Origin of the sequence: Streptomyces sudanensis (assembly GCF_023614315.1) — a bacterium.
Classification (GTDB): Bacteria; Actinomycetota; Actinomycetes; order Streptomycetales; family Streptomycetaceae; genus Streptomyces; species Streptomyces sudanensis.
This window is the reverse complement of record NZ_CP095474.1, coordinates 4872357-4893234: the sequence shown is the minus strand read 5'-3', so window position 1 is coordinate 4893234 and position 20878 is coordinate 4872357. Positions and strand designations below refer to the sequence as shown.

The following is a 20878-nucleotide window of genomic DNA, read 5'->3' as shown; positions in this document are numbered from 1 at the left end:
GNCGGCGGGGCGGGGCGTGAGCGTCTTCCGCCTGGAGCGGCGCACGGGGCTGCCGCCCGCCGAGGCGTGGCGGCGGGTCACCGACTGGCCGGCGCACGCCGCGTCGGTCCCGCTGACGCGGGTGCGGGTGCTGACGCCGGGCCCGCCGGGTGCGGGCACGCGGTTCACGGCGCGTACGGGGATCGGGCCGCTGGGCTTCGACGACCCGATGGAGGTGGTCCGCTGGGAGCCGCCGGGCCCCGGGGCCGCGGAACCGGGGGTGTGCCGGCTGGAGAAGCACGGGCGGGTGGTGCGCGGCTGGGCCGAGATCACGGTCCGCGCCGAGGGGCCGGGGGCGCGGGTGGCCTGGGTGGAGGAGCTGCGGGTGCGCGGGCTGCCCCGGTGGTGCGGCCCGCTGGTGGCCCGCGCGGGGCGGTGGGTCTTCGGCCGGGAGCTGGAGCGGCTGCTGCGCGGACGCGGCGGGGGCGGTCCCGGCCCCGGCGCGGGCTTCCGCGGGGCCGGGACCGGGTGACGGGCCGCCGGACCGGGACCGGGTGGCGGGCCGCCGGACGGGGTGGCGGGCCGCCGGACGGGGTGGCGGGCCGCCGGGTGCTCAGTCCGGCCAGACGCCGGTGGCGAGGAACTCGTCGATCGCGGCCGCGTACGGGGCGATGACCAGACCCTGCTCCGCCAGCCACGCGTCGGAGTAGTACTTGTCCAGATAGCGCTCCCCCGGGTCGCAGATCAGGGTGACGACGCTGCCGGTGCGGCCCTGCGCCACCATCTCCGCGACGATCTTCAGGGCGCTCCACAGGCCGGTGCCGGTGGAGCCGCCCGCCTTGCGCCCTATGACGTTCTCCAGGGCGCGGACGGCGGCGACGCTCGCCGCGTCGGGGACCTTCATCATCCGGTCGATGGCGCCCGGCACGAAGCTGGGCTCCATCCGGGGCCGGCCGATGCCCTCGATGCGGGAGCCGCAGTCGCTGGCGGCGCCCGGGTCGTCGCGCGTCCAGCCCTCGAAGAAGCAGGAGTTCTCCGGGTCGGGGACGCAGACGCGGGTGTCGTACTGCATGTAGTGGACGTAGCGGGCGATGGTCGCGGACGTGCCGCCGGTGCCGGCCGTGGCGACGATCCACGCGGGCTCCGGGTACCGCTCCAGGCGCAGTTGCTGGTAGATCGACTCGGCGATGTTGTTGTTGCCGCGCCAGTCGGTGGCGCGCTCGGCGTAGGTGAACTGGTCCATGTAGTGCCCGCCGGTCTGGGCGGCGAGCGCGCCGGCCTCCTCGTACACCTGGCGCGGGTCGTCGACGAAGTGGCAGCGCCCGCCGTGGAACTCGATGAGGCGGATCTTCTCGGAGCTGGTGGTGCGCGGCATGACGGCGATGAAGGGGACCCCGATCAGGCTCGCGAAGTACGCCTCCGAGACCGCCGTCGAACCGCTGGACGCCTCGATGACCGGCTTGCCGGGACGGATCCAGCCGTTGCACAGGCCGTACAGGAAGAGCGAGCGGGCGAGGCGGTGCTTGAGGCTGCCGGTGGGGTGGGTCGACTCGTCCTTGAGGTAGAGGTCGATGCCCCACCGCTCGGGCAGCGGGAAGCGCAGGAGGTGCGTGTCCGCCGACCTGTTCGCGTCCGCCTGCACCTTCCGCACGGCGTCCTTCAGCCACGCGCGGTAGGCCGGATCGCTGCGGTCGACGTCGACCGTCGCGGCGGGCACCGGTCCCCTCGCCGCCGCTCCGGTGCCGGGTCCGGCCGGCTCGGGATGCCCAACGGTCGTCATGTGCCACTCCTCGTCATCCGTGTCCTGCGCGCCGCGGCCCCCTGGGGACCGCCTCGAACATACCTCCCCCACCTGCGCAAACAATGACTTTGGCCCGCCATAGGCCGCCCTTGCAGGGCGGCTCGGACGGCACCCTGGTGCGGATGCGCGCCGCCCGTGCACACTGGCCGTGGCAGGACGGCCGCGAAGGGGGGCGGACCCATGACCGAACCGGAGTTCAGCGCCACGGGCGTGCGCATCGAACGGTGGCCGCGCTCCCTGACGACGGCCGGCGAGATCCGCATCAAGGACGGCAGACTGGCGCTGCTGACCAGCTACGGCCGGGAGATCGACAGTGCCCCGGTGCGCGCCGTGCGGGCGGGCCGGCCGTGGTTCGCGGCGCGCGACGCGGCCGTCGCGACGCTCAACGGCGCCCGCTACCGGCTGACCATGACGCAGGGGGGCCGCCGGCCGGAGGCCGGGCCGACGCCGTCGGGCCGTTTCCTGGAGGCCCTGCGCAGGGCGGGCGGCCGGCGGGACTGACCGGCCCTTCCACCGCCGCGAGTTGCGAAACGGTCACGGCCGGTCCACGCTGGACTGACATCACTCAGGGTGAATCGACGGTGACGCCGTGATCCGGCCCGTCGCCGGGCCGCAGGCCGGTCGCCCGCCGGGCCCGATCCTCGTCTTCTTCCGGACCTACTTCGGGGAGTCGCAGCCGTGATCAGCCACGCAAGCAGCAGGCAGTGCGCGGTAGAGCTCCAAGCACTGCCGCCGCGGATCGGACAGGTCCGCAGAATCGTGTCGGCGCAACTGCGCTACTGGAACCTCGACCCCCTCATCGGGACGGCGGCGCTCGGCGTGACCGAACTCCTCACCAACGTGCACCGGCACGCCGAACCGGACAAGGTCTGCACGGTCGAGATCGAGTTCCTCCTCGGCCGGCTCACGGTCTCCGTCCACGACCGCGACCCGCGCCTGCCCACCTTCGTGCGCCCGCCGGACGGGCCTGACCCGCTCGCCACGTCGGGGCGCGGTCTGGCGCTGATAGAGGCGCTGAGCGAGAGCTGGGGCGCCCGCCCGCGGGGCGACGCGGGGAAGGTCGTGTGGTTCACGCTCCCCGCGTCCCCGTCCGCGTCCCCGGGCATCCCGGCGGTACCGGCGTACGGGGCGGCGGGCGGCGCGTTCGGGGACCTCGTGCCCTTCGACGGCGCGGGGGCGGCGGAAGCGGTGCGCGGGCACGCCGCGGCCCGGGCGGCCGTGGCGGGCTGACCGGGGCGGCGCCGTGGAGTTCGCGGGGGCNTCGGTGGCCNNNGCGGCGGCCNGCCCGCGCCGCCGGGGGTGCCGGGGGTCCGGTCCGCGGACCGGACCGGCTCGGAGCCGGAGCGGGCCGGACCGGAGCGGGGCGCGGGCTCGGACCGCGGGCGCCGTACCCGTCCCGGTGCCGCCCGCACGGCGCGCCCGGCACCGGGGCCGGGCGGGTCAGCCGACCGGGACGAGGGTCAGGTACGCCATGCCGAGGACGTTCCGGTAGCCGCCGAGCCAGGAGGACCGCTGCCGGTCGGCGCGGGCGCGGACCTCGGCGGCGGCCGGATGGCCGGGGTGGGCCGCCAGCCACAGCTCCGTGTCGTACCGGTAGCCCGACTCGAACCGCTCCCACTCGTCCCGGTCCGCCGTCTCGATCCACACGGGGCGGAAGCCCGCCCCGACGGCCTCGTCGACGAGCGCGACCAGCGGCAGGTGGTCGTCCTCCCGGGCACCCGGCCACATCCGGGCCAGCTCCCGTGGAGCGGGGACGCGCTCCCAGAAGCCCTCGCCGAGCAGGACCCGGCCGCCGGGGGCCACCAGGCGCCGCAGTTCGCGCAGGACGGCCGCCACGTCGTACGGGCCCTCCGGGTCGCAGAGCGCCTGTCCGGCGCCCAGGCACAGGACGAGGTCGGCCGGACCGCGCACCGTCCCCAGGGCGGACTCCCGCACGAACCCGACGCGCCCGGCGAGGCCGCGCTCCTCGGCCAGGGCCCGTCCGCGGGCCAGGTCCTCGCCGTCGACGTCGAGGCCCGTGCCGGCCGCCCCGGGCACGGCTTCCAGGACGCGCAGCAGGAACTCTCCCCAGCCGCAGCCGATGTCCAGGACCGTGGCGGGCCGGGCGGCGGCCAGGTCGGCGACGAGCCGCCGGGCGCGGGCCCCGGACAGCGGGCCGTGGAAGTCGAGGCGGGTGAGGCGGGGCGGAAGGCCGGGTCCGGTCATGGTCCGGGACCCTACGCAGGAGGCGTCCCGGAGGGTACGGGATTTCCCGTACGGCGCCCCGGCCCCGTCGCCGCCCCGTGCGGCGGGCCGGGGCGGGCCGCCGCCGGCGGGCCGTTTCGGCCGTCCCCCCGCGGGTACTGCGGGCAGCGGCGGCGGGAAGCCGCGGCCGTACCCGAACGTGCGGGACCGGGACGAGGAGGCGCCCATGGCACCTTCCGGCGAGGAGTGGACTCCCCGCGGAACCTGCCCGCAGGGGACGGCGGGAGCCGCGCCGGGAAGGCGGACGCGAGGCCGGCGGCGGTCGCCCGTCCGCGGCGCCGGGCCATCAAGCCGTCCGGCCGACCGGCACGGCGGAGGACGGCGCCCGACGGGGCCGGACGCCCCGGGAGGGCCCGCCCGGCCGGCAGGAGGACGGCGGCGCCCGCGCACCGCGTCCGGCCGCTCCGCCGCGAAAGGGCGTCGAGGACGTCCCTGCGTGCCACGCCGTCCGGGTGTGGCCGGTCACGTTCCAAGGAGGATCCGGATGACCACCCACGACCGCGGCGGACTGCCGCTGCCCGACTTCGACCATCTGCCGACCGGAGCGCTGGAGTCACGGATCAGGTCGCTTCGCTCCGAGGAACTGGACCGGCTGCTGCGGTACGAGCACGAACACGCCGACCGTCCGCAGGTCGTCCAGTTGCTCACGTCCCGCAAGCGCCAGTTGGACGCGGGGGCCGAGCCGACCGGCGGCGACCCGTCGGCGTTCCGTCCGGAGCAGGCGGGGCGCCCCTCGGGCGGTTCGCGGGTGTCGCCGACCACGTCGCCCGAGCCTTCGAGCCCGCCGTCGCACGGCACGCCGGAACAGCAGGGCTGACAGTGAGGACGTGACGCGGTGCCGCTGCCGACGGGCGGTGCCGTGGGAGGCGCCCGCCGGCCGGACACCGGGCGCGGCCCCCGCGGGACGGCGCCGGGCCCGGCCGGTCCTAGCGTTCCCGCGCGGCCGGCNCCGGGGCCTTCGGCCGTCGCTCCGGCTCCGGCTCCGCCTGCTCCCGGCGGTCCAGCGCCTCCAGGGCGCGGCGCGCGACGGTGTTCGTCCTGACGATGCCGGCCAGGGTCGTCGCGCCCCGGGTGACGTCGGCGAACGCCCGCCACATGGGGCGCAGTCCGGTGAGCCCGGCGTGCAGCAGCGCCGGGCGCCGTGCGAAGGCGGCGAGCATCCGCCGCCCCACCGCCATCTCGGTCCCGAGCCCGGACTTGACCGCGAAGGCGTAGTTCAGCGCCTGGCGGCGCGCCTCGACCGCGTCGTGCGCCTCGGCGATCCGCGCCGCCCACTCCCCCGCGAGCCGGCCGGACCGCAGGGCGAAGGAGATCCCCTCGCGCGTCCACGGCTCCAGCAGCCCGGCCGCGTCCCCGCAGACGACGACCCGGCCGCGGGAGAGCGGCGAGTCCTCGCTGCGGCAGCGCGTCAGGTGGCCGGAGGAGAGGGCCGGTTCGAAACCGGCGAGGCCGAGACGGGCCACGAAGTCGTCCAGGTACCGCTTGGTCGCGGCGCCCTCGCCGCGCGCCGAGATGACGCCGACCGTCAGGGTGTCGCCCTTGGGGAACACCCAGCCGTAACTGCCCGGCATGGGCCCCCAGTCGATGAGGACCCGGCCCGCCCAGTCCTCCGCCACGGCCGGCGGCACCGGGATCTCCGCCTCCAGGCCCAGGTCCACCTGCTGCGTCTTGACGCCGACGTGCGCCCCTATGCGGCCGGCGCTGCCGTCCGCGCCCACCACGGCGCGCGCGAGGACCGTCTCGCCGTCGGCGAGGACGACGGCGACGGTCCGGCGGTCCGGCACCGCGGCGCCGTGCTGCTCGACCCGCGCGACCGCGACGCCCGTGCGCACCTCGGCGCCGGCCCTGCGGGCGTGCTCCACCAGCTGCTGGTCGAACTCCGGCCGGTTGACCAGCCCGAACAGCATCCGCTTCGAGCGGCGCGTCCGGGCGAAGCGGCCGTTGAGCGAGAACGTCACGGCGTGCACCCGGTCCCGCAGCGGCAGTTCGAAGCCGGGCGGCAGAGCGTCCCGCGACGGGCCGATGATGCCGCCGCCGCACGTCTTGTAGCGGGGCAGCTCCGCCTTCTCCAGAAGCAGTACGCGGCAGCCCGCGACCGCCGCGGCGTAGGCCGCGGACGCTCCGGCCGGCCCTGCGCCGACCACGACGACATCCCACACGTTCTCGCTGCTCACGATGTGATTCCGCTCCCGGTCCCGACCCGTGGTCCACGCTCTCGTCCGCATCCTACGGGGCTTCGCCTCCGGCATCCTGTGCGAGGATCGGACCCGCGTTCGCCGCGCGTGCCGCAGCGGCGCCCCCGACGTACCGCTGTCGCACCCCACAGGAGCGTGACCATGACCGCCCAGCCGATCGCCGAGCCGATCGCCGCCACCGTCTCCTCTCTGATGCCGCGTGCCAAGGCGGAGCTCACGGAACTCGTGGCGTTCCGGTCCGTGGCGGATCCGGCGCAGTTCCCGCGGAGCGAGTGCGAGGCTGCGGCCGCATGGGTGGCGGACGCGCTGCGCGCCGAGGGCTTCGCCGACGTGTCGGTCTTCGACACCCCGGACGGCAGCCAGTCCGTGTACGGCCACCTGCCCGGCCCGGCCGGCGCCCCCACCGTGCTGCTGTACGCCCACTACGACGTGCAGCCCCCGCTGAACACGGCCGAGTGGGTCAGCCCGCCGTTCGAGCTGACCGAGCGGGACGGCCGCTGGTACGGGCGCGGTGCCGCCGACTGCAAGGGCGGGTTCATCATGCACCTGCTGGCGCTGCGCGCCCTGAAGGCGAACGGCGGCGTCCCGGTCGGCGTGAAGGTGATCGTCGAGGGCTCCGAGGAGCAGGGCACCGGAGGGCTGGAGCGGTACGCCGAGGCGCACCCCGACCTGCTGGCCGCCGACGCGATCGTCATCGGCGACACCGGCAACTTCCGCGTCGGCCTGCCCACCGTCACCGCGTCGCTGCGCGGCATGACGATGCTGCGGGTCCAGGTGGACACGCTCGCCGGGAACCTGCACTCGGGGCAGTTCGGCGGGGCCGCCCCGGACGCGCTGGCCGCCCTGGTCCGCGTACTGGACTCGCTGCGCGCCGAGGACGGCTCGACCACCGTCGACGGGCTCGCCTCGGACGCCGAATGGCAGGGCCTGCAGTACGCGGAGGAGGACTTCCGGCGGGACGCCCGGGTGCTGGACGGGGTGGAGCTGATCGGCTCCGGCACCGTCGCCGACCGGCTGTGGGCGCGCCCGGCCGTGACGGTCATCGGCATCGACTGCCCGCCGGTCGTCGGCGCCACGCCGTCCGTGCAGGCCACCGCCCGCGCCCAGATCAGCCTGCGGGTGCCGCCCGGCCAGGACGCCGCCGAGGCGACGAAGCTGCTCACCGCGCACCTCCAGGCGCACACCCCGTGGGGCGCGCGGGTGACGGTGGAGCAGGTCGGGCAGGGCCAGGCGTTCCTGGCGGACGTGACCAGCCCGGCGTACACGTCGATGGCCGAGGCGCTGGCCGCGGCGTACCCGGGCGAGAAGATGCAGACCGCCGGCATGGGCGGGTCGATCCCGCTGTGCAACACGCTGGCCGCGCTGTACCCGCGGGCGGAGATCCTGCTGATCGGGCTGAGCGAGCCGGAGGCGCAGATCCACGCGGTGAACGAGAGCGTGTCGCCCGGGGAACTGGAGCGGATGTCGGTCGCGGAGGCGCTGTTCCTGCGGAACTACGCCCTGTCGAAGCGGGGGTGAGCTCTCGGCGGAATCGCGCAGAGCGCAGACGGGGGCGGTCCGGGCGGGCCGCCCCCTACCGTCGGGGCATGACCTGCGAACCGCACGCGCGGCCTCCCGGCGGGCCCGCCGTCGACCTGGTCCCGGTCGTCCCCGGGCTGCACCTGCTCCGCTTCCCCGTCGGCCAGGCGTACCTCTGGCGCGACGACGGGGGCGACGGCCCCGCCGGCACCTCGCTGACCCTGGTGGACGCCGGCTGGGCGGGCTCGGAGGACGCCGTGGCGCGGGCGCTGCACGAGGTCGGCGGGCCGGACGCCCGGCTGCGGCGGATCGTCCTCACCCACGCCCACCGCGACCACGTGGGCGCCGCCGGGGCACTGGCCGAACGGTACGGCGCCGAGGTCCTCGCGCACCGGCTGGACGCGCCCGTGGTGCGCGGGGAGGCGCCGGTGCCCGAGCCGGACCTGCTGGACTGGGAGGTCCCGCTGTACGCGCACGGGCTCACCACTCCGCAGGCGCCGCCGACGCGGGTGGACCGGGAGCTGGAGGACGGCGACGTGCTGGACTTCGGCGGGGGCGCCCGCGTGGTCCACACCCCCGGCCACACGCCCGGCTCCGTCGCCGTCCACCTGCCGCGCCACGGCGTGCTGGTGACGGGCGACACCGTGGCGTCGGTGGGCGGGGTGCGCCTCGGCGTCTTCCACGTGGACCGGGCGGCGGCCGCGGAGTCGATGCGCCGCCTGTCCCGCCTGGACCCGCTGCGGACGGTGTGCTTCGGGCACGGCGATCCGCTGACGCGGGACGCGTCCGCCGTCCTGCGGGCGGCGGCGGAGGCGGCGGCCGGGGCGTGAGCCCGCCACGGCCGCACCGCCGGGGCGCGGCGGGCGGTCTTGCCGGGGGCACGGCGGTGCGGCCGTGGCGGCCCCAGGGCCTCCCGCCGGGCCGTCCCATCGGTGCGCACCGGCCGCCCCGGCGGGAGGCCCTGGGGCGGACCCGGCACCCGGGGCGGGCCCCGCGGGCGCCGGGCGAGAGGCACCCGTGCCCGGCGGGCCGCCGCGTCAGCCCACCGGGACGCCCGCCTCCAGGTTCAGCGCCCTGCCGCGCTCGCGGGCGCGCAGCGCCCAGCGGAGGCGCTCGTACCGGACGGGGGGCAGCATGTCCGCCGCCTCCTCCTCGGTGGCGAACCGCCAGCCGCGCAGCTCGGAGCCCGGCAGCAGCACCCGGTCCGCCTGCGCCCCCGTGAGCCTGCCGCCGTCGAAGAGGAACCGCAGCCCGCCGTGTCCGGGCGGTCTCGGCGGCTCCCAGTCGACGACCAGCAGACCCGGTACGGACGCCAGTTCCAGGCCGGTCTCCTCGGCCACCTCCCGCATCGCCGCACGCGCCGGCGCCTCGCCCCGCTCGACGACCCCGCCGGGGAACTCCCACCCCGGCTTGTACGTCGGGTCGACGAGCAGCACCCGGTCCCGGTCGTCGAAGAGCAGCACGCCCGCCGCGACGGTCTCGCCGGTCGGCTCGGGGGTCTGCACGATCCCGCAGGCGCCCGCCGCGCCGGTGCGCACCGCGTCGGCGATCGCCTTCGCCGTCGCCTCCGGTGTGAGCGGGCCGTTGTCGACGGCGTACGCGTCGGCGGCGAGCCAGTCGCCGAGCGCGGCCCGGTACGGCGCGATGTGGTCGAGGCACCACTTCCTGACCCGTTCGGTCCCCGCCGGGTCGCCGGGGTGCGCGTCGCGGGTCGCGATCCGTGCGCGCAGGATCGTTTCGTCAGGGGTGAGGACGACATGGCGCACGGGGATCCGGCGGGACGCCAGCCCGCCGAAGATCTCGTCGCGGTACTCCTGGCGCAGGACGGTCATCGGCACCACCAGCACCCCGCCCACCTCGGCGAGCAGCGCCGCCGCCGTGTCGACGACCAGCCGCCGCCAGATCCGCAGGTCCTGGAAGTCGGCGGTGTCCCGGAGCCGGTCGCGCGGCAGCAGCAGCGGCAGCGCGCCGCCGGTCAGTTCCGGGTCGTACAAGGTGCTGTTCGGGATCAGGTCGATCAGTTCGCGTGCGGCACTCGTCTTGCCCGCGCCGAACGCACCGTTGATCCAGACGATCACGGTTCCCCCTCTTCCGTTGGCCCCCAGTGGCTTGCCCTCCACACCCTGCCACGGAAACCCGCGTTCCGGACGGGTGGCCGTAACGCTCCGGAACCCGCGGGGTTTCCCGGCGGGGGCGGGCACGGGCACAACCGGTGAACCGGCGGCCGGCCGGCCGGGCGCGGTGCTACCGTGCCCGGCCGCGCGGCCGGGTTCAACGGGGCGCGAGGACGATCCAGACCGGCCCGGGCGCGAAGGCGAGGGGCTCGCCGGACGGGGTGGTGAAGGACGTGCCGCCGGCGGCGGACGGGCGGCTCCAGCGGGCGTCGTGGGCCTCGCCGTCGCGCAGGACGAGCGCGGTGCCGGAGCCGACGGTCTCGGTGTACGGGGTGACGCTCCCGCCGCGGTCCTCGAACGCGGACGGGCGGACCGTGACGTACTGGACGACCACCGTCCTCGCGCCGACGCGCCCGCCGTCCGTCGTGCGGGCGGCCGTGCCGTCCAGGCCGACCAGCCAGCGCCCGTCGGGGGCGGACCAGGTGAAGGTGTGGCGGGCGGCGGGGAAGCGGACGGTGTGCTCGGTCACCGGCCGCCCGCCGGGCGGGGCGGNGCCGAAGCGGAAGCCGACGTCCCGGGCGGGGCCGGCGTCCGGGGCGGCGGCNNNGGCGCGTTCGGGGCGGAGGTAGAGGTTGTCGCCGATACCACGGGCGGGGTCGCGCACGTACGCGGCGGGGGCCCGCTCGGGCGGCAGCGCGTGCAGCGGCGCGTCCCGCAGGAAGCCCTCGAGGGCGCTGCGCACCCCGGAGTACGCGAGGGCCGGCCGCCCGAACTGCCGCAGCAGTTCCACGTCGGACTCGCGGGCGCTGCGCACCGGGCCGACGCGGGGCGGCTGCCGGGAGGAGTAGACGGCGAGGAACCGGGTGAGGCCCGCCTCGACCTGTTCGACGTACACGATGTCGGCGGCGCCGAGCCCGGTGTGCGGACGGGCGGCCCGCACGTTGTCGATCTTCACGGCGAGGACGGGGCCGGAGCGGCCGGGCAGCCCGGTGAAGGGCGAGACGGCGGGGCCGGCCGGCCGGTCCGACGGGCTGCGTGCCGGGGCGGGGTCGTCGCGGCCGCAGCCGGAGAGCAGGAGGGCGAGGGCGACCGCGGCGGCCGTCACCACCGCGATGACGATGCCGACCGGTCCTCGCGAACCCGACACGGCCACGATCCGTCTCCCTGTCCCCCTCCAGTGCACCACGGAAGCCCCGTGTCCGGAACCTCCGCGGGCGGCGCCCCGCCCCGGTACCGTCAGGGCCGTGACCTCTTCCTCCGACGCTCCGGCGCCCGGTCCGTGGCCGCCCGGCGCCCCGGGTGTGGTGCGGTTCCCGTCCGGACGCCTGGTACGGGGCCGCGCGCTGCGCCGCCCGCTGCCGGACGGGCCGGTCCCGGCGTACGCGGTCCACCTGCTGGGCGGCCGCCCGCCGGACGTGCCGTGGGAGTCCCGCCTGCTGCTCTGGCCGGACTTCCGGCTGCCCGCCGACGAGGCGGAGGCCCGGACCGTCCTGGCCGGGGCGTGGGAGCGGGCGGCGGCGGAGCGCGTGGAGGTCGCCTGCGGCGGCGGCCGGGGCAGGACGGGCACCGCCCTGGCCTGCCTGGCGGTCCTGGACGGCGTGCCGCCGGACCGCGCGGTGGAGTGGGTCCGCCGCGCCTACCACCCCCGCGCGGTGGAGACGCCCTGGCAGAAGCGCTACGTACGGCGCTTCACCGGTTGACGCGCCGCCCTCGGGACCGGGCGCCGAACGGTCGCGGGGCCGGGGCCGCGCGGCTCAGCAGAGGGGCAGGCCCGGTACCGGGGCGTCGTTGTCGCCGCCGCGGATGTACACGTCGCTGAACCACACGCCGGTGTTGCCGCTGTCGTCGTCGGTCTTCGCCCACCAGACGTTGGTCCACTCGCCGTGCGTCTCGCGCCGGCCGAGGTCGGACTGGCAGTAGAAGTAGTTGGTACCGGCGTTCAGGATGCCGGCCCGGCTGCCGTCGTCCCAGTGGGAGTCGGCGGTCCGCCAGACGGTGCAGGTGTACTTGCCGCCGCCGATGGGGTGGCACGCCGGCTCCTGCGCCGCACCGCCGCCGGCGGGGGGCGGTGCGCCGTCCGCCGCACCGCCGGCGCCGTCGTCCGCCGGATCGCCGTCCGTACGGCCGCCCCCGCCGGGGCTCGGGGCCGGACCGCCGGCCGGACCGGAGGCCGCGCCGGGTGCCGGGGCCGTCCTCGACGGGGAGGCGGAGGCCCCGCCCGTCCCGGAGGGGCGGGGTGCGGCGCTCGGCGGGCCGCTCGCCGAGGCGGTCGGACCGGCGCCGGGGGCGAGGGGCATGCCGTCGTCGTCGACCGGTGCGGCCGTGGCCTGCCCCGCCTGCCCTCCGGTGAGCGCCCGTCCGGACGCGGGTGCCTCCTCCCGGTCCACGAACGCGTACGTCACGCCGCCGCCCACCAGGAGGACGGCGGCCGCACCGGCCGCGACCAGCGTCCGCGAGCGCCTCCTGCGGCCCCGGGCGCGCTCCGCCGCGCGGGCCCCGCGGCCCCCCTGCCCGGAGGCTCGGTCGGGGCCGCCGGGCGCGGCGGCCTCCGGTGCCTCGTGCACGGGGCCCCCGAATCCCCCGCCGGGTGCCGGGCCCGCCGCGCCCGGCACCGGGGCGCCGTGGACGGGAAGGCCCTGCGGCGGGCCGAAGCCCCGCGCGTCCGCCGCGGGCGGGCCGAAGCCCTGCGGGGGCAGTGCGGTGCGCTCGGTCGGGACGTACGGTGCGGGCGTCCCCCCGGCCCCCGCGGCCTCCTTCCCGTCCGCGGCCTGCCGCAGGAGGCCGGCCGCCGTGGAGGCGTCCGGGCGGTGGGCCGGGTCCTTGGCCATCAGCAGTCGGAGCACCGGGGCGAGCGGGCCGGCGCCGCGCGGTTCGGGGAGCGGTTCGGTGACGATGGCGGTGAGCGTCGACCACGTGGAGGTGCGGTGGAACGGCGACGCGCCCTCGACCGCCGCGTAGAGGGTGGCGCCGAGCGCCCACACGTCGGAGGCCGGCCCGGGGTCCTGGCCCTGGGCGCGCTCGGGTGCCAGGTAGTCGAGGGAGCCGACCAGTTCGCCGCTGCGGGTGAGGTGGGTGGCGGAGCCGTCCCCCGGGTCCTCCACGGCGGCGATGCCGAAGTCGGTGAGGACGACCCGCCCGGTGCGGTCCAGCAGGATGTTGCCGGGTTTCACGTCGCGGTGCAGGACGCCCACCTCGTGGGCGGCGGCCAGGGCGCCGAGGACCTCGGCGCCGATCCGGGCGGCCTCGCGGGGGTCCATGACGCCCCGTTCGGCGAGGACGTCGGCGAGTGAGGGGCCGTCGACCAGCTCCATGACGATGACCGGGCGGCCCTCGTGCTCGGCGATGTCGTGGACGGCGACGACCCCGGGGTGGCGGACCCGCGCGGCCGCCCGGGCCTCCCGCCGCATCCGCACGCGCAGCTCGGACAGTTCGGGCCCGGAGGAGTCCGTGTACGTGCGGAGTTCCTTGACGGCCACCTCGCGGCCCAGCACCTCGTCGACGGCGCGCCAGACGACGCCCATGCCGCCCCGCCCGAGCTGCCGGACCGGCCGGTACCGGCCGGCGATCAGTTCGTGTTCCCCCGTGGACACCGCTGCCCCGTTCCTCTGCGCCGTCGTGGACGCGTACAGGTTACGGGGCGTCGGGAACGGGTTCGGCGCGAGCCCGTCACCGGTCGGTACCGGCCGGGGCGCGGGCGGGCGGCACCCGCTCCCCCGCGGTGCCCTCCGCCTCCCGGGCGTCCGCGGCACCGGCGGTCCCGCGCGGGGCCGCCGGGGACCGCCCGGGGCCGCCGGGGGCCATCGGCCCCGTCAGCAGTGGCCGAGGCGGCGCAGGTAGCCGTGGAGGGCGGCGGAGGCGCCCAGCCGGCGCAGGCTGTGGTGGTGGAGGTCGCGGGCGCGGGCGTCCAGTTCGGCCAGGACGCGGTCGGGCCCGCCGCCGGCGCGCAGTTCGCGCAGGACGGCCCCGATGGCGGCGAGCGGGTGGCGGCCCTTACGCAGGAGCGCGACCACCTGCACGACGTGCAGTTCGGAGCGGTCGTAGAGCCGGTACCCGGTGGGCGGCTCACGGTGGGGCCGCACCAGGCCGCGCGCCTCCCACAGCCGCAGCACGGGCGGCTTCACGCCGACGGCGCGGGCCGCCTCGCCGATGCGCAGCCCGCGCCGGGGCACGGCGGGCGGCGGGACGCGCCCCGCCAGGACGGCGCCCAGGGCCTCGCGCACGGCGGCGAGTTCCGCGCGCTCCCGGTCCAGCCGGGCGTGGCCGGCGTCCAGGGCGGCGAGCGCGGTGCCCAGGTCGCCCGCGTGGACGGCCGCCATCACGGACCGGGCGGTGGCCCAGCCGTGCCCGGCGGCGAGTTCGCGGGCCACGGCGAGCGCGTCGGCGTGGGCGGGGGTGAAGACGCGGTAGCCGGCCGGGGTGCGCTCGACGGGCGGGAGCAGGCCCGTGTCGGCGTAGGTCCGCAGCTGCTGCACGGAGATCCCGGCCGACCGCGCGAGGTCCGCCGCCTTCAGCCGGTCGCCCACGGCTCTCCCCCCTTCGGCTTCGCGCCCGGTTGGGACTTCTCCGGCATTCCGCCGCGGCCACCTGCCGTGCGGCGCCGGAAGTCCCTGGCCGCGAGTGAATGGAACACTTGATACCAGGTCCGGCGCCGGGGCCGAACAGGTCCGTCTTCCGAGAGGAGAAGCAGTGAAGTTCGTGCTCGAGGTCGCCGTGGACGACGCGCGGCCGAGGGAGGAGGCGGTGAGCGAGCTGGGCCGCGTCCTGCGCTACTGGGGCGGCAACCTCCACCACTACGCCCTGCGGCCCGGCGACGGCTCGGCGGTGTACGACTCGGCCCACCGCGAGGTGGGCCGGTGGCGGATCACCGACGGCGACGGGGAGGGCTGAGGCCGGCGGGACCGGGACGCGGAAACGGCCGGGGGCCGTGCGGTGGCGTCCCACCGCACGGCCCCCGGCCGGGCCGGACCGCGGATCAGCCCTTGCGGGCCTTGATCTCCTCGGTCAGCTTCGGGAGGACCTCGAAGAGGTCGCCGACCACGCCGTAGTCGACCAGGTCGAAGATCGGGGCCTCGGGATCCTTGTTGACGGCCACGATGGTCTTCGAGGTCTGCATGCCGGCGCGGTGCTGGATCGCGCCGGAGATGCCGACGGCGACGTACAGCTGCGGGGAGACCGACTTGCCGGTCTGGCCGACCTGGCTGGTGTGCGGGTACCAGCCGGCGTCGACGGCGGCGCGGGAGGCGCCGACGGCGGCGCCGAGCGAGTCGGCCAGTCCCTCGACGAGCGCGAAGTTCTCGGCGCCGTTGACGCCGCGGCCGCCGGAGACCACGATCGCGGCCTCGGTCAGCTCGGGGCGGCCGGTCGACTCGCGCGGCTCGCGGGAGACGACCCTGGTGCCGGTGGCCTTCTCGGAGAAGGAGACCGCGAGGGCCTCGACGGCGCCCGCGGCGGGGGCGGCCTCGACGGGCGCCGAGTTCGGCTTGACCGTGATGACCGGGGTGCCCTTGGAGACGCGGGACTTGGTGGTGAACGCGGCGGCGAACACGGACTGCGTCGCGACCGGGCCCTCCTCGCCGGCCTCCAGGTCGATGGCGTCGGTGAGGAGGCCGGAGCCGATGCGGACCGCGAGGCGGGCCGCGATCTCCTTGCCCTCGGTGGAGGACGGGACCAGTACGGCGGCGAGGGGGCCGGCGGCGGACACCGCCTCGTACGCGGCCTGGAGCGCGTCGACCTTCGGGACGACGAGGTAGTCGGCGAACTCGGCGGCGTCGGCCGTGAGGACGCGGGTCGCGCCGTGCTCGGCGAGCGTGGCGGCGGTGGCCTCGGCGCCGGAGCCGAGGGCGACGGCGACGGGCTCGCCGAGGCGGCGGGCCAGCGTCAGCAGCTCCAGCGTGGGCTTGCGGACGGCGCCGTCCGCGTGGTCGACGTAGACGAGGACTTCAGCCATGGGAATGCTCTCCTGCGGATGCGAGGTCTGAGGGGGCTGTCGGTGGCTCTGCGCTGCGCGAGCCCTAGATGAACTTCTGGCTCGCGAGGAACTCGGCCAGCTGCCTGCCGCCCTCGCCCTCGTCCTTGACGACCGTGCCGGCCGTGCGGGCCGGGCGCTCCGTCGCGGAGTCGACCTTCGTCCAGGAGCCGTCGAGGCCGACCTCGTCGGCGTCGATGTCCAGGTCGTCCAGGTCCAGGGACTCCACCGGCTTCTTCTTGGCGGCCATGATGCCCTTGAAGGACGGGTAGCGGGCCTCGCCGGACTGGTCGGTCACGGACACGACGGCCGGGAGGGACGCCTCCAGCCGCTCGGTCGCGGCGTCGCCGTCGCGGCGGCCCTTGACCACGCCGTCCTCGACGGAGACCTCGGAGAGCAGGGTGACCTGCGGGACGCCGAGGCGCTCGGCGAGGATCGCCGGCAGGACGCCCATGACGCCGTCGGTGGACGCCATGCCGCAGACCACCAGGTCGTAGCCGGTCTTCTCGATCGCCTTGGCGAGGACCAGGGAGGTGCCCATGACGTCGGTGCCGTGCAGGTCGTCGTCCTCGACGTGGACGGCCTTGTCGGCGCCCATCGACAGCGCCTTGCGCAGGGCGTCCTTGGCGTCCTCGGGGCCGACAGTGAGCACGGTGACCTCCGCGTCGTCCGCCTCCTCGGCGATCCGCAGCGCCTGCTCGACCGCGTACTCGTCCAGCTCCGACAGCAGGCCGTCGACGTCGTCGCGGTCGACGGTCAGGTCATCGGCGAAGTGCCGGTCGCCGGTGGCGTCGGGTACGTACTTCACACAGACAACGATCCTCAAGCTCACGCCGACTCTCCTACTGCATCGTCATTAGGGGGCTGCTCTGTTGCACGCAGCATAGGCGCCTGATGGGGCGGTTTCCGTTCGGGGCGGCCACCGCCCCGCAACGAAATATTACTCGTCAGTACATCGAGGGGTCCTCCGGTGGGCAAGCGCTTCGGGCTGTGACCTTTCCGACGCCGGGCGGCCGGGACGCCTCAGTGCCGCAGGGCGTTGAAGCGGCCCTGGTGGTACAGGAGCGGCCGGCCCTCCCGGGCCTCGGCGTCCCCCGCGACGATCTCGGCGATCACGATGCGGTGGTCGCCGGCCGGCACCCGGCCGACGACGCGGCACACCAGCCAGGCGAGGACGCCGTCGAGCAGCGGGACGCCCTCGGGGCCGGCCGCCCAGCGGGTCGGCGGGGCGAAGCGGTCGGCACCGCTGCGGGCGAAGACGGCCGCCAGCTCCCGCTGGTCCTCACCGAGCAGGTGCACGCCCACGTGGGCGGCGGTGGAGAAGGCGGGCCAGCTCGACGAGCTCGTGCCGATGCCGAAGGAGACCAGCGGCGGCTCGGCGGAGACCGAGGTGAGCGAGCCGGCGGTGAACCCGGCGGGCCGGCCGTCGCCCGCGGGTCCGCCGGGGGCGGTGATCACGGCGACGCCGGCGGCATGCCGCCGGAAGGCGGAACGGAGCAGTTCGGCCCCGGCGGGCGGGTCCGCGAGCGCACCGGCGCCGAGCGCACCGGCGCCGGGATCACGGAGGACCGTCATGGAGTCGCCCTTCTGCGGGGGATGGGTACACGGGGCCGGGACCGCCGGCCGCTCAGGCCCCCGGACGGGNNGNGACGGGGCCGGGGCGGGCCCGACCGCGCAGAAGGGGTTCGTAGGGCACGGGCGTCAGCCTGTCGACGCGCGGCGGCCCGCGTCAAGGCCGCACCGGCGGATGCGATCAGCGTCACGGCCGGTCAGCGGGGGTTTCCAGGGCCCGGCCGAGGGCCGCGATCACGTCGGCCCTGCGGGGCTGCCCGGCCGCGCGGCACACGACGCGGCCGGCCGCGTCCAGGACGAGCACGGTGGGGGTCGCGGCGATGCCGAGCTCCCGGACGAGGGGCAGGTTCCGCTCGGCGTCGACCTCGACGTGGGCGACTCCGCCGACCATGCCCGCCACGTCGGCGAGGATCCGCCGGGTGGCGCGGCACGGCTGGCAGAAGGCGGTGGAGAACTGCACGAGGGTGGCCCGCTCCCCCAGGCCGGCGCCCAACTCGGCGGGACCGAGCACCCGCCCGTACCGCTCTCGCGCACCGTCCCGCACCACCGCGGCCCCGCTTTCCGTCGTCCGGTCTTCCCGCCCGTGCAGCGCCGCGGCGGCCGCGGTGATTCCCGGTCGGCGGGGCCGCCGCGGCGACGTGACGAGTATCTCCCCGGCTTCCGCCCCCGAAGCGGGGTTCGGGCTGGTCTGGGCGCGGTACATGGGGCAGCATCGGGCGCGGGCCGGCTACCTACGGCTGCGTAACCTCCGCCGGGGGTCCCTCCCCGGGCGGGCGGAAGACAAAGAAGGGTGTTCTCCAGATGGCGGAACTCGTCTATCGGCCGGTCGTCGGCGCCGCACTCGCGCTGTTCAAGGTGCTCGACCTCAAGATCGACGTTCAGGGTTCGGAGAACATCCCGCGCACCGGCGGCGCGGTGCTCGTCAGCAACCACATCAGCTACCTGGACTTCGTCTTCGCGGGGCTGGCCGCCCTGCCGCAGAAGCGGCTGGTGCGGTTCATGGCGAAGGACTCCGTCTTCCGCCACCGGATCTCCGGACCGCTGATGCGGGGCATGAAGCACATCCCGGTGGACCGCGGACAGGGCGAGGCCGCCTACCGGCACGCCCTGGAGTCGCTGCGCTCCGGCGAGATCGTCGGTGTCTTCCCGGAGGCGACGATCTCCCAGTCGTTCACCCTCAAGAGCTTCAAGTCCGGTGCGGCACGGCTGGCCCAGGAGGCCGGGGTGCCGCTGGTGCCGGTGGCGCTGTGGGGGACGCAGCGGCTGTGGACGAAGGGCCGTCCCCGGAACTTCAGGCGCAGCCACATCCCGGTGACCATCCGGGTGGGCGAGCCCATGGAGGCGCCGGCGGACCAGTACGCCGGCGCGATCACCCGGCGGCTGCGCGAGCGGGTCCAGGAGCTGCTGGAGGCCGCCCAGCGGGCGTACCCGGTGCGCCCGAAGGACGCGGGCGACACCTGGTGGATCCCGGCCCACCTGGGCGGCACCGCGCCGGCTCCGGCGGAGCTGCGCTGAGGCCGGCCGCCTGACCGGGGCACCCGCCCGGGAGCAGCGCGTACGCCCGGGTGCGGGCGCCCGGCGGAGGACGAACCGCACCGGTGGCGCGGGTCCGGGTGATCCATGGCCCGGTCCTGCCGGCGCTTCCCGCGGTGCGCTCCGGGAATGGCGCGAACCCGCCTGCGCGGGAAGCCGGTCGGGTCGCCCCGGGGCTTGCCGCGGCGGTCCGGGCCGGTGGGTCGCCATGTCCGGGCCCGGGTTTCCGGGCCCGGTGGAGGGCGTCCGGGCGGGCCGGGGCGCAAAGGAGTGGCCGCGGTCGGCGTCGGCCCGGCTCTGACCGACGTACTCGCGGGGGCTCGACCGGTCCCCTGCTCCGGTCGCGCTCCCATGGATCTATGCGCTCCCGCGAGCCGATGCGCTCCCGTGAGCCGGTGCGCCCGGACCGGTCACGCGCCGCAGCAGCCGCCCGCCGGGGCCTCCTCGGCAACCGCCCCGACTGCGGCGGGGGCTTCGAGCCGGACGAGCTGCGGCGCGGGCGCGCAGCAGCCGTCGCCGTCACCTTCCCGGGCGTCCGGGGTGTCGAACAGGCCGGCGCCGCCGCAGACTCCGGTCTCGGGCAGGGTGAGCTCCACGCGGTCCGCGGAGGCGAGGTCGTCGGCGATCGCGGCGGCCACCGAGCGGACCTGCTCGTGGCCGGTCATGGCGAGGAACGTCGGGGCGCGGCCGTAGGACTTCATCCCCACCAGGTAGACGCCCTGCTCGGGATGGGAGAGCTCGCGGTGGCCGTGCGGGGGGACGGTGCCGCAGGAGTGCTGGTTGGGGTCGATCAGCGGAGCCAGCGCGACCGGCGCCTGGAGGCGTTCGTCCAGGCCCAGGCGCAGCTCGCCCAGGAAGGACAGGTCGGGGCGGAAGCCGGTCAGCACGATGACCTCGTCGACCGGGTCCAGGCGGCGGCCGTCCTCGCCGACCAGGACCAGGCGGCCGTCGGTGTCACGTTCGATCGCCTCGGTGCGGAAACCGGTGACCGCGTCGGCGTGGCCCTCGTCGACGGCGGCCTTGGCCGCCAGGCCCAGGGCGCCGCGGGCGGGGAGCCGGTCGGCCTCCCCGCCGCCGAAGGTGGAGCCGGAGATGCCGCGGCGCAGGATCCACACGCCCTTCGTGCCCGAGCCGTCGCCGGACTCGGCGAGGTCGGCGAGGTGGGCGAGGGCGGTGAAGGCGGAGGCGCCGGAGCCGATGACGGCGGTGCGCCTGCCCGCGTACCGGGCGCGGACTTCCGGGTCCTTCAGGTCCGGGACGCGGTAGGTGATCCGGTCCGCGGCGGCCCTCTCGCCGAGCGCGGGCAGTCCGTCGGCGCCGGCCGGGCCGGGTGCGGCCCAGGTGCCGGAGGCGTCGACGACGGCGCGGGCGAGGAGGCGCTCCTCCCGGCCGTCGGCACGGGTGACGTGTACGGCGAACGGCTGCTGCTCCCGGCCGGCGTCCACGATCCGGTCCCGGCCGGCCCGGGACACGCCGGTGACGGTGGCGCCGGTGCGGACGCGGTCGCCGAGGGCGTCGGCGAGCGGCTGCAGGTACAGCTCGGCCCAGTCGCCGCCGGAGGGGTAGGCGGCCGGGTCGGGCCGGGTCCAGCCGGTGGGTGCGAGGAGCTTCTCGGCGGCCGGGTCGACGATCTCGCCCCAGGTGGAGAACAGCCGTACGTGGGACCACTCGCGCACCGCGGTGCCGGCGGTGGGCCCGGCCTCCAGGACCAGGGGTTCGACGCCCCGGTCGACCAGGTGGGCGGCCGCGGCCAGGCCGACAGGTCCGGCCCCGATCACGATGACGGGCAGCTCGGTGGTGGCGGGTGCGTTCACGGCGACTCCTTGCGTGTTTCGACATCCGTCGATGGCTTGCGCGGCCCAGCATGGCACCTGTATCGATGAGCGTCAACATAGATACCTATCTAACTGACAGGGTTCGCCGAGGGAGCACGCCGGCGCCGCCGTGATGGGCGGCG

Annotated in this window: 20 protein-coding genes and 1 pseudogene; 8 read left to right on the top strand and 13 right to left on the bottom strand. The window is 76.6% G+C overall.

Annotated elements, in window-relative coordinates; translation table 11 throughout:
* Positions 1-592: 592 nt before the first annotated feature.
* Positions 593-1759 (bottom strand): L-cysteine desulfhydrase Cds1, encoded by a 1167-nt coding sequence (gene cds1, locus MW084_RS22650; protein ID WP_275563760.1) that lies wholly within the window; start codon positions 1757-1759, stop codon positions 593-595.
* Between the two features lie 201 nt (positions 1760-1960).
* On the opposite strand from cds1, the gene MW084_RS22645 reads away from it, so the two are divergent.
* Both MW084_RS22645 and MW084_RS22640 read left to right on the top strand, forming a co-directional pair.
* Positions 1961-2281: a hypothetical protein gene (locus MW084_RS22645; RefSeq protein WP_010471920.1), complete on the top strand. Its 321-nt coding sequence runs from the start codon at positions 1961-1963 to the stop codon at positions 2279-2281.
* Positions 2282-2458: 177 nt separating this feature from the next.
* On the top strand, positions 2459-3010 hold the full coding sequence (locus MW084_RS22640) for an ATP-binding protein (RefSeq protein WP_078571815.1): 552 nt from the start codon (positions 2459-2461) through the stop codon (positions 3008-3010).
* 210 nt (positions 3011-3220) lie between these two features.
* On the opposite strand, the gene MW084_RS22635 is transcribed toward MW084_RS22640, so the two are convergent.
* Positions 3221-3985: an SAM-dependent methyltransferase gene (locus MW084_RS22635; RefSeq protein ID WP_010471915.1), complete on the bottom strand. Its 765-nt coding sequence runs from the start codon at positions 3983-3985 to the stop codon at positions 3221-3223.
* A 523-nt stretch (positions 3986-4508) separates the two neighbouring features.
* Here MW084_RS22635 and MW084_RS22630 point away from each other — a divergent pair.
* Positions 4509-4841, top strand: a complete 333-nt coding sequence (locus tag MW084_RS22630; RefSeq protein WP_010471914.1) for a DUF8129 domain-containing protein — start codon at positions 4509-4511, stop codon at positions 4839-4841.
* A 132-nt stretch (positions 4842-4973) separates the two neighbouring features.
* Here MW084_RS22630 and MW084_RS22625 read toward each other — a convergent pair.
* Positions 4974-6249 (bottom strand): geranylgeranyl reductase family protein (locus tag MW084_RS22625; protein WP_275563759.1); only part of this gene is annotated, 1276 nt, incomplete at its 3' end.
* A gap of 111 nt (positions 6250-6360) precedes the next feature.
* On the opposite strand from MW084_RS22625, the gene MW084_RS22620 reads away from it, so the two are divergent.
* Together MW084_RS22620 and MW084_RS22615 are read left to right on the top strand one after the other, a co-directional pair.
* Positions 6361-7737 (top strand): dipeptidase, encoded by a 1377-nt coding sequence (locus MW084_RS22620; protein ID WP_010471908.1) that lies wholly within the window; start codon positions 6361-6363, stop codon positions 7735-7737.
* A gap of 68 nt (positions 7738-7805) precedes the next feature.
* Entirely contained in the window at positions 7806-8567 is a 762-nt protein-coding gene (locus MW084_RS22615) for an MBL fold metallo-hydrolase (RefSeq protein WP_010471906.1), read from the top strand.
* Between the two features lie 207 nt (positions 8568-8774).
* Here the strand turns inward: MW084_RS22615 and MW084_RS22610 are convergent, their stop codons facing one another.
* The 3 genes and pseudogenes from MW084_RS22610 to MW084_RS22600 all read right to left on the bottom strand — a co-directional run.
* Entirely contained in the window at positions 8775-9815 is a 1041-nt protein-coding gene (locus tag MW084_RS22610) for an NUDIX hydrolase (protein ID WP_010471904.1), read from the bottom strand.
* 193 nt (positions 9816-10008) lie between these two features.
* Positions 10009-10403: pseudogene (locus MW084_RS22605) on the bottom strand (DUF3048 C-terminal domain-containing protein); the annotation flags it as partial.
* A gap of 55 nt (positions 10404-10458) precedes the next feature.
* A partial coding sequence (locus MW084_RS22600) for a DUF3048 N-terminal domain-containing protein (RefSeq protein ID WP_275563758.1) occupies positions 10459-11004 on the bottom strand: 546 nt, incomplete at its 3' end.
* A 91-nt stretch (positions 11005-11095) separates the two neighbouring features.
* Here MW084_RS22600 and MW084_RS22595 point away from each other — a divergent pair.
* The gene (locus MW084_RS22595) at positions 11096-11551 is read left to right on the top strand and encodes a phosphatase domain-containing protein (protein ID WP_039829526.1); all 456 of its coding nucleotides are present in this window, start codon (positions 11096-11098) and stop codon (positions 11549-11551) included.
* Positions 11552-11605: 54 nt separating this feature from the next.
* Here the strand turns inward: MW084_RS22595 and MW084_RS22590 are convergent, their stop codons facing one another.
* Both MW084_RS22590 and MW084_RS22585 read right to left on the bottom strand, forming a co-directional pair.
* Positions 11606-13441: a serine/threonine-protein kinase gene (locus tag MW084_RS22590; protein WP_010471896.1), complete on the bottom strand. Its 1836-nt coding sequence runs from the start codon at positions 13439-13441 to the stop codon at positions 11606-11608.
* 219 nt (positions 13442-13660) lie between these two features.
* Positions 13661-14374: a MerR family transcriptional regulator gene (locus tag MW084_RS22585; protein ID WP_010471894.1), complete on the bottom strand. Its 714-nt coding sequence runs from the start codon at positions 14372-14374 to the stop codon at positions 13661-13663.
* Between the two features lie 163 nt (positions 14375-14537).
* On the opposite strand from MW084_RS22585, the gene MW084_RS22580 reads away from it, so the two are divergent.
* The gene (locus MW084_RS22580; RefSeq protein WP_010471892.1) at positions 14538-14738 is read left to right on the top strand and encodes a hypothetical protein; all 201 of its coding nucleotides are present in this window, start codon (positions 14538-14540) and stop codon (positions 14736-14738) included.
* A gap of 85 nt (positions 14739-14823) precedes the next feature.
* Here MW084_RS22580 and MW084_RS22575 read toward each other — a convergent pair whose 3' ends face one another.
* The 4 genes from MW084_RS22575 to MW084_RS22560 form a co-directional block, all read right to left on the bottom strand.
* Positions 14824-15798, bottom strand: coding sequence for an electron transfer flavoprotein subunit alpha/FixB family protein (locus tag MW084_RS22575; protein WP_010471890.1), 975 nt, complete (start codon positions 15796-15798; stop codon positions 14824-14826).
* 64 nt (positions 15799-15862) lie between these two features.
* Positions 15863-16648, bottom strand: a complete 786-nt coding sequence (locus MW084_RS22570) for an electron transfer flavoprotein subunit beta/FixA family protein (protein ID WP_010471889.1) — start codon at positions 16646-16648, stop codon at positions 15863-15865.
* Positions 16649-16839: 191 nt separating this feature from the next.
* Positions 16840-17391 carry a flavin reductase family protein gene (locus MW084_RS22565; RefSeq protein WP_010471888.1) on the bottom strand — a complete coding sequence of 184 codons (552 nt, stop codon included), beginning with the start codon at positions 17389-17391 and terminating at the stop codon, positions 16840-16842.
* A 184-nt stretch (positions 17392-17575) separates the two neighbouring features.
* Positions 17576-17932 carry a TlpA family protein disulfide reductase gene (locus MW084_RS22560; protein ID WP_255116219.1) on the bottom strand — a complete coding sequence of 119 codons (357 nt, stop codon included), beginning with the start codon at positions 17930-17932 and terminating at the stop codon, positions 17576-17578.
* A 257-nt stretch (positions 17933-18189) separates the two neighbouring features.
* Here MW084_RS22560 and MW084_RS22555 point away from each other — a divergent pair, with 257 nt between their 5' ends.
* Positions 18190-18903, top strand: a complete 714-nt coding sequence (locus tag MW084_RS22555) for a lysophospholipid acyltransferase family protein (protein ID WP_010471886.1) — start codon at positions 18190-18192, stop codon at positions 18901-18903.
* Between the two features lie 428 nt (positions 18904-19331).
* Here the strand turns inward: MW084_RS22555 and MW084_RS22550 are convergent, their stop codons facing one another.
* Positions 19332-20735, bottom strand: coding sequence for an NAD(P)-binding domain-containing protein (locus MW084_RS22550; protein ID WP_010471885.1), 1404 nt, complete (start codon positions 20733-20735; stop codon positions 19332-19334).
* Between the last annotated feature and the right edge of the window lie 143 nt (positions 20736-20878).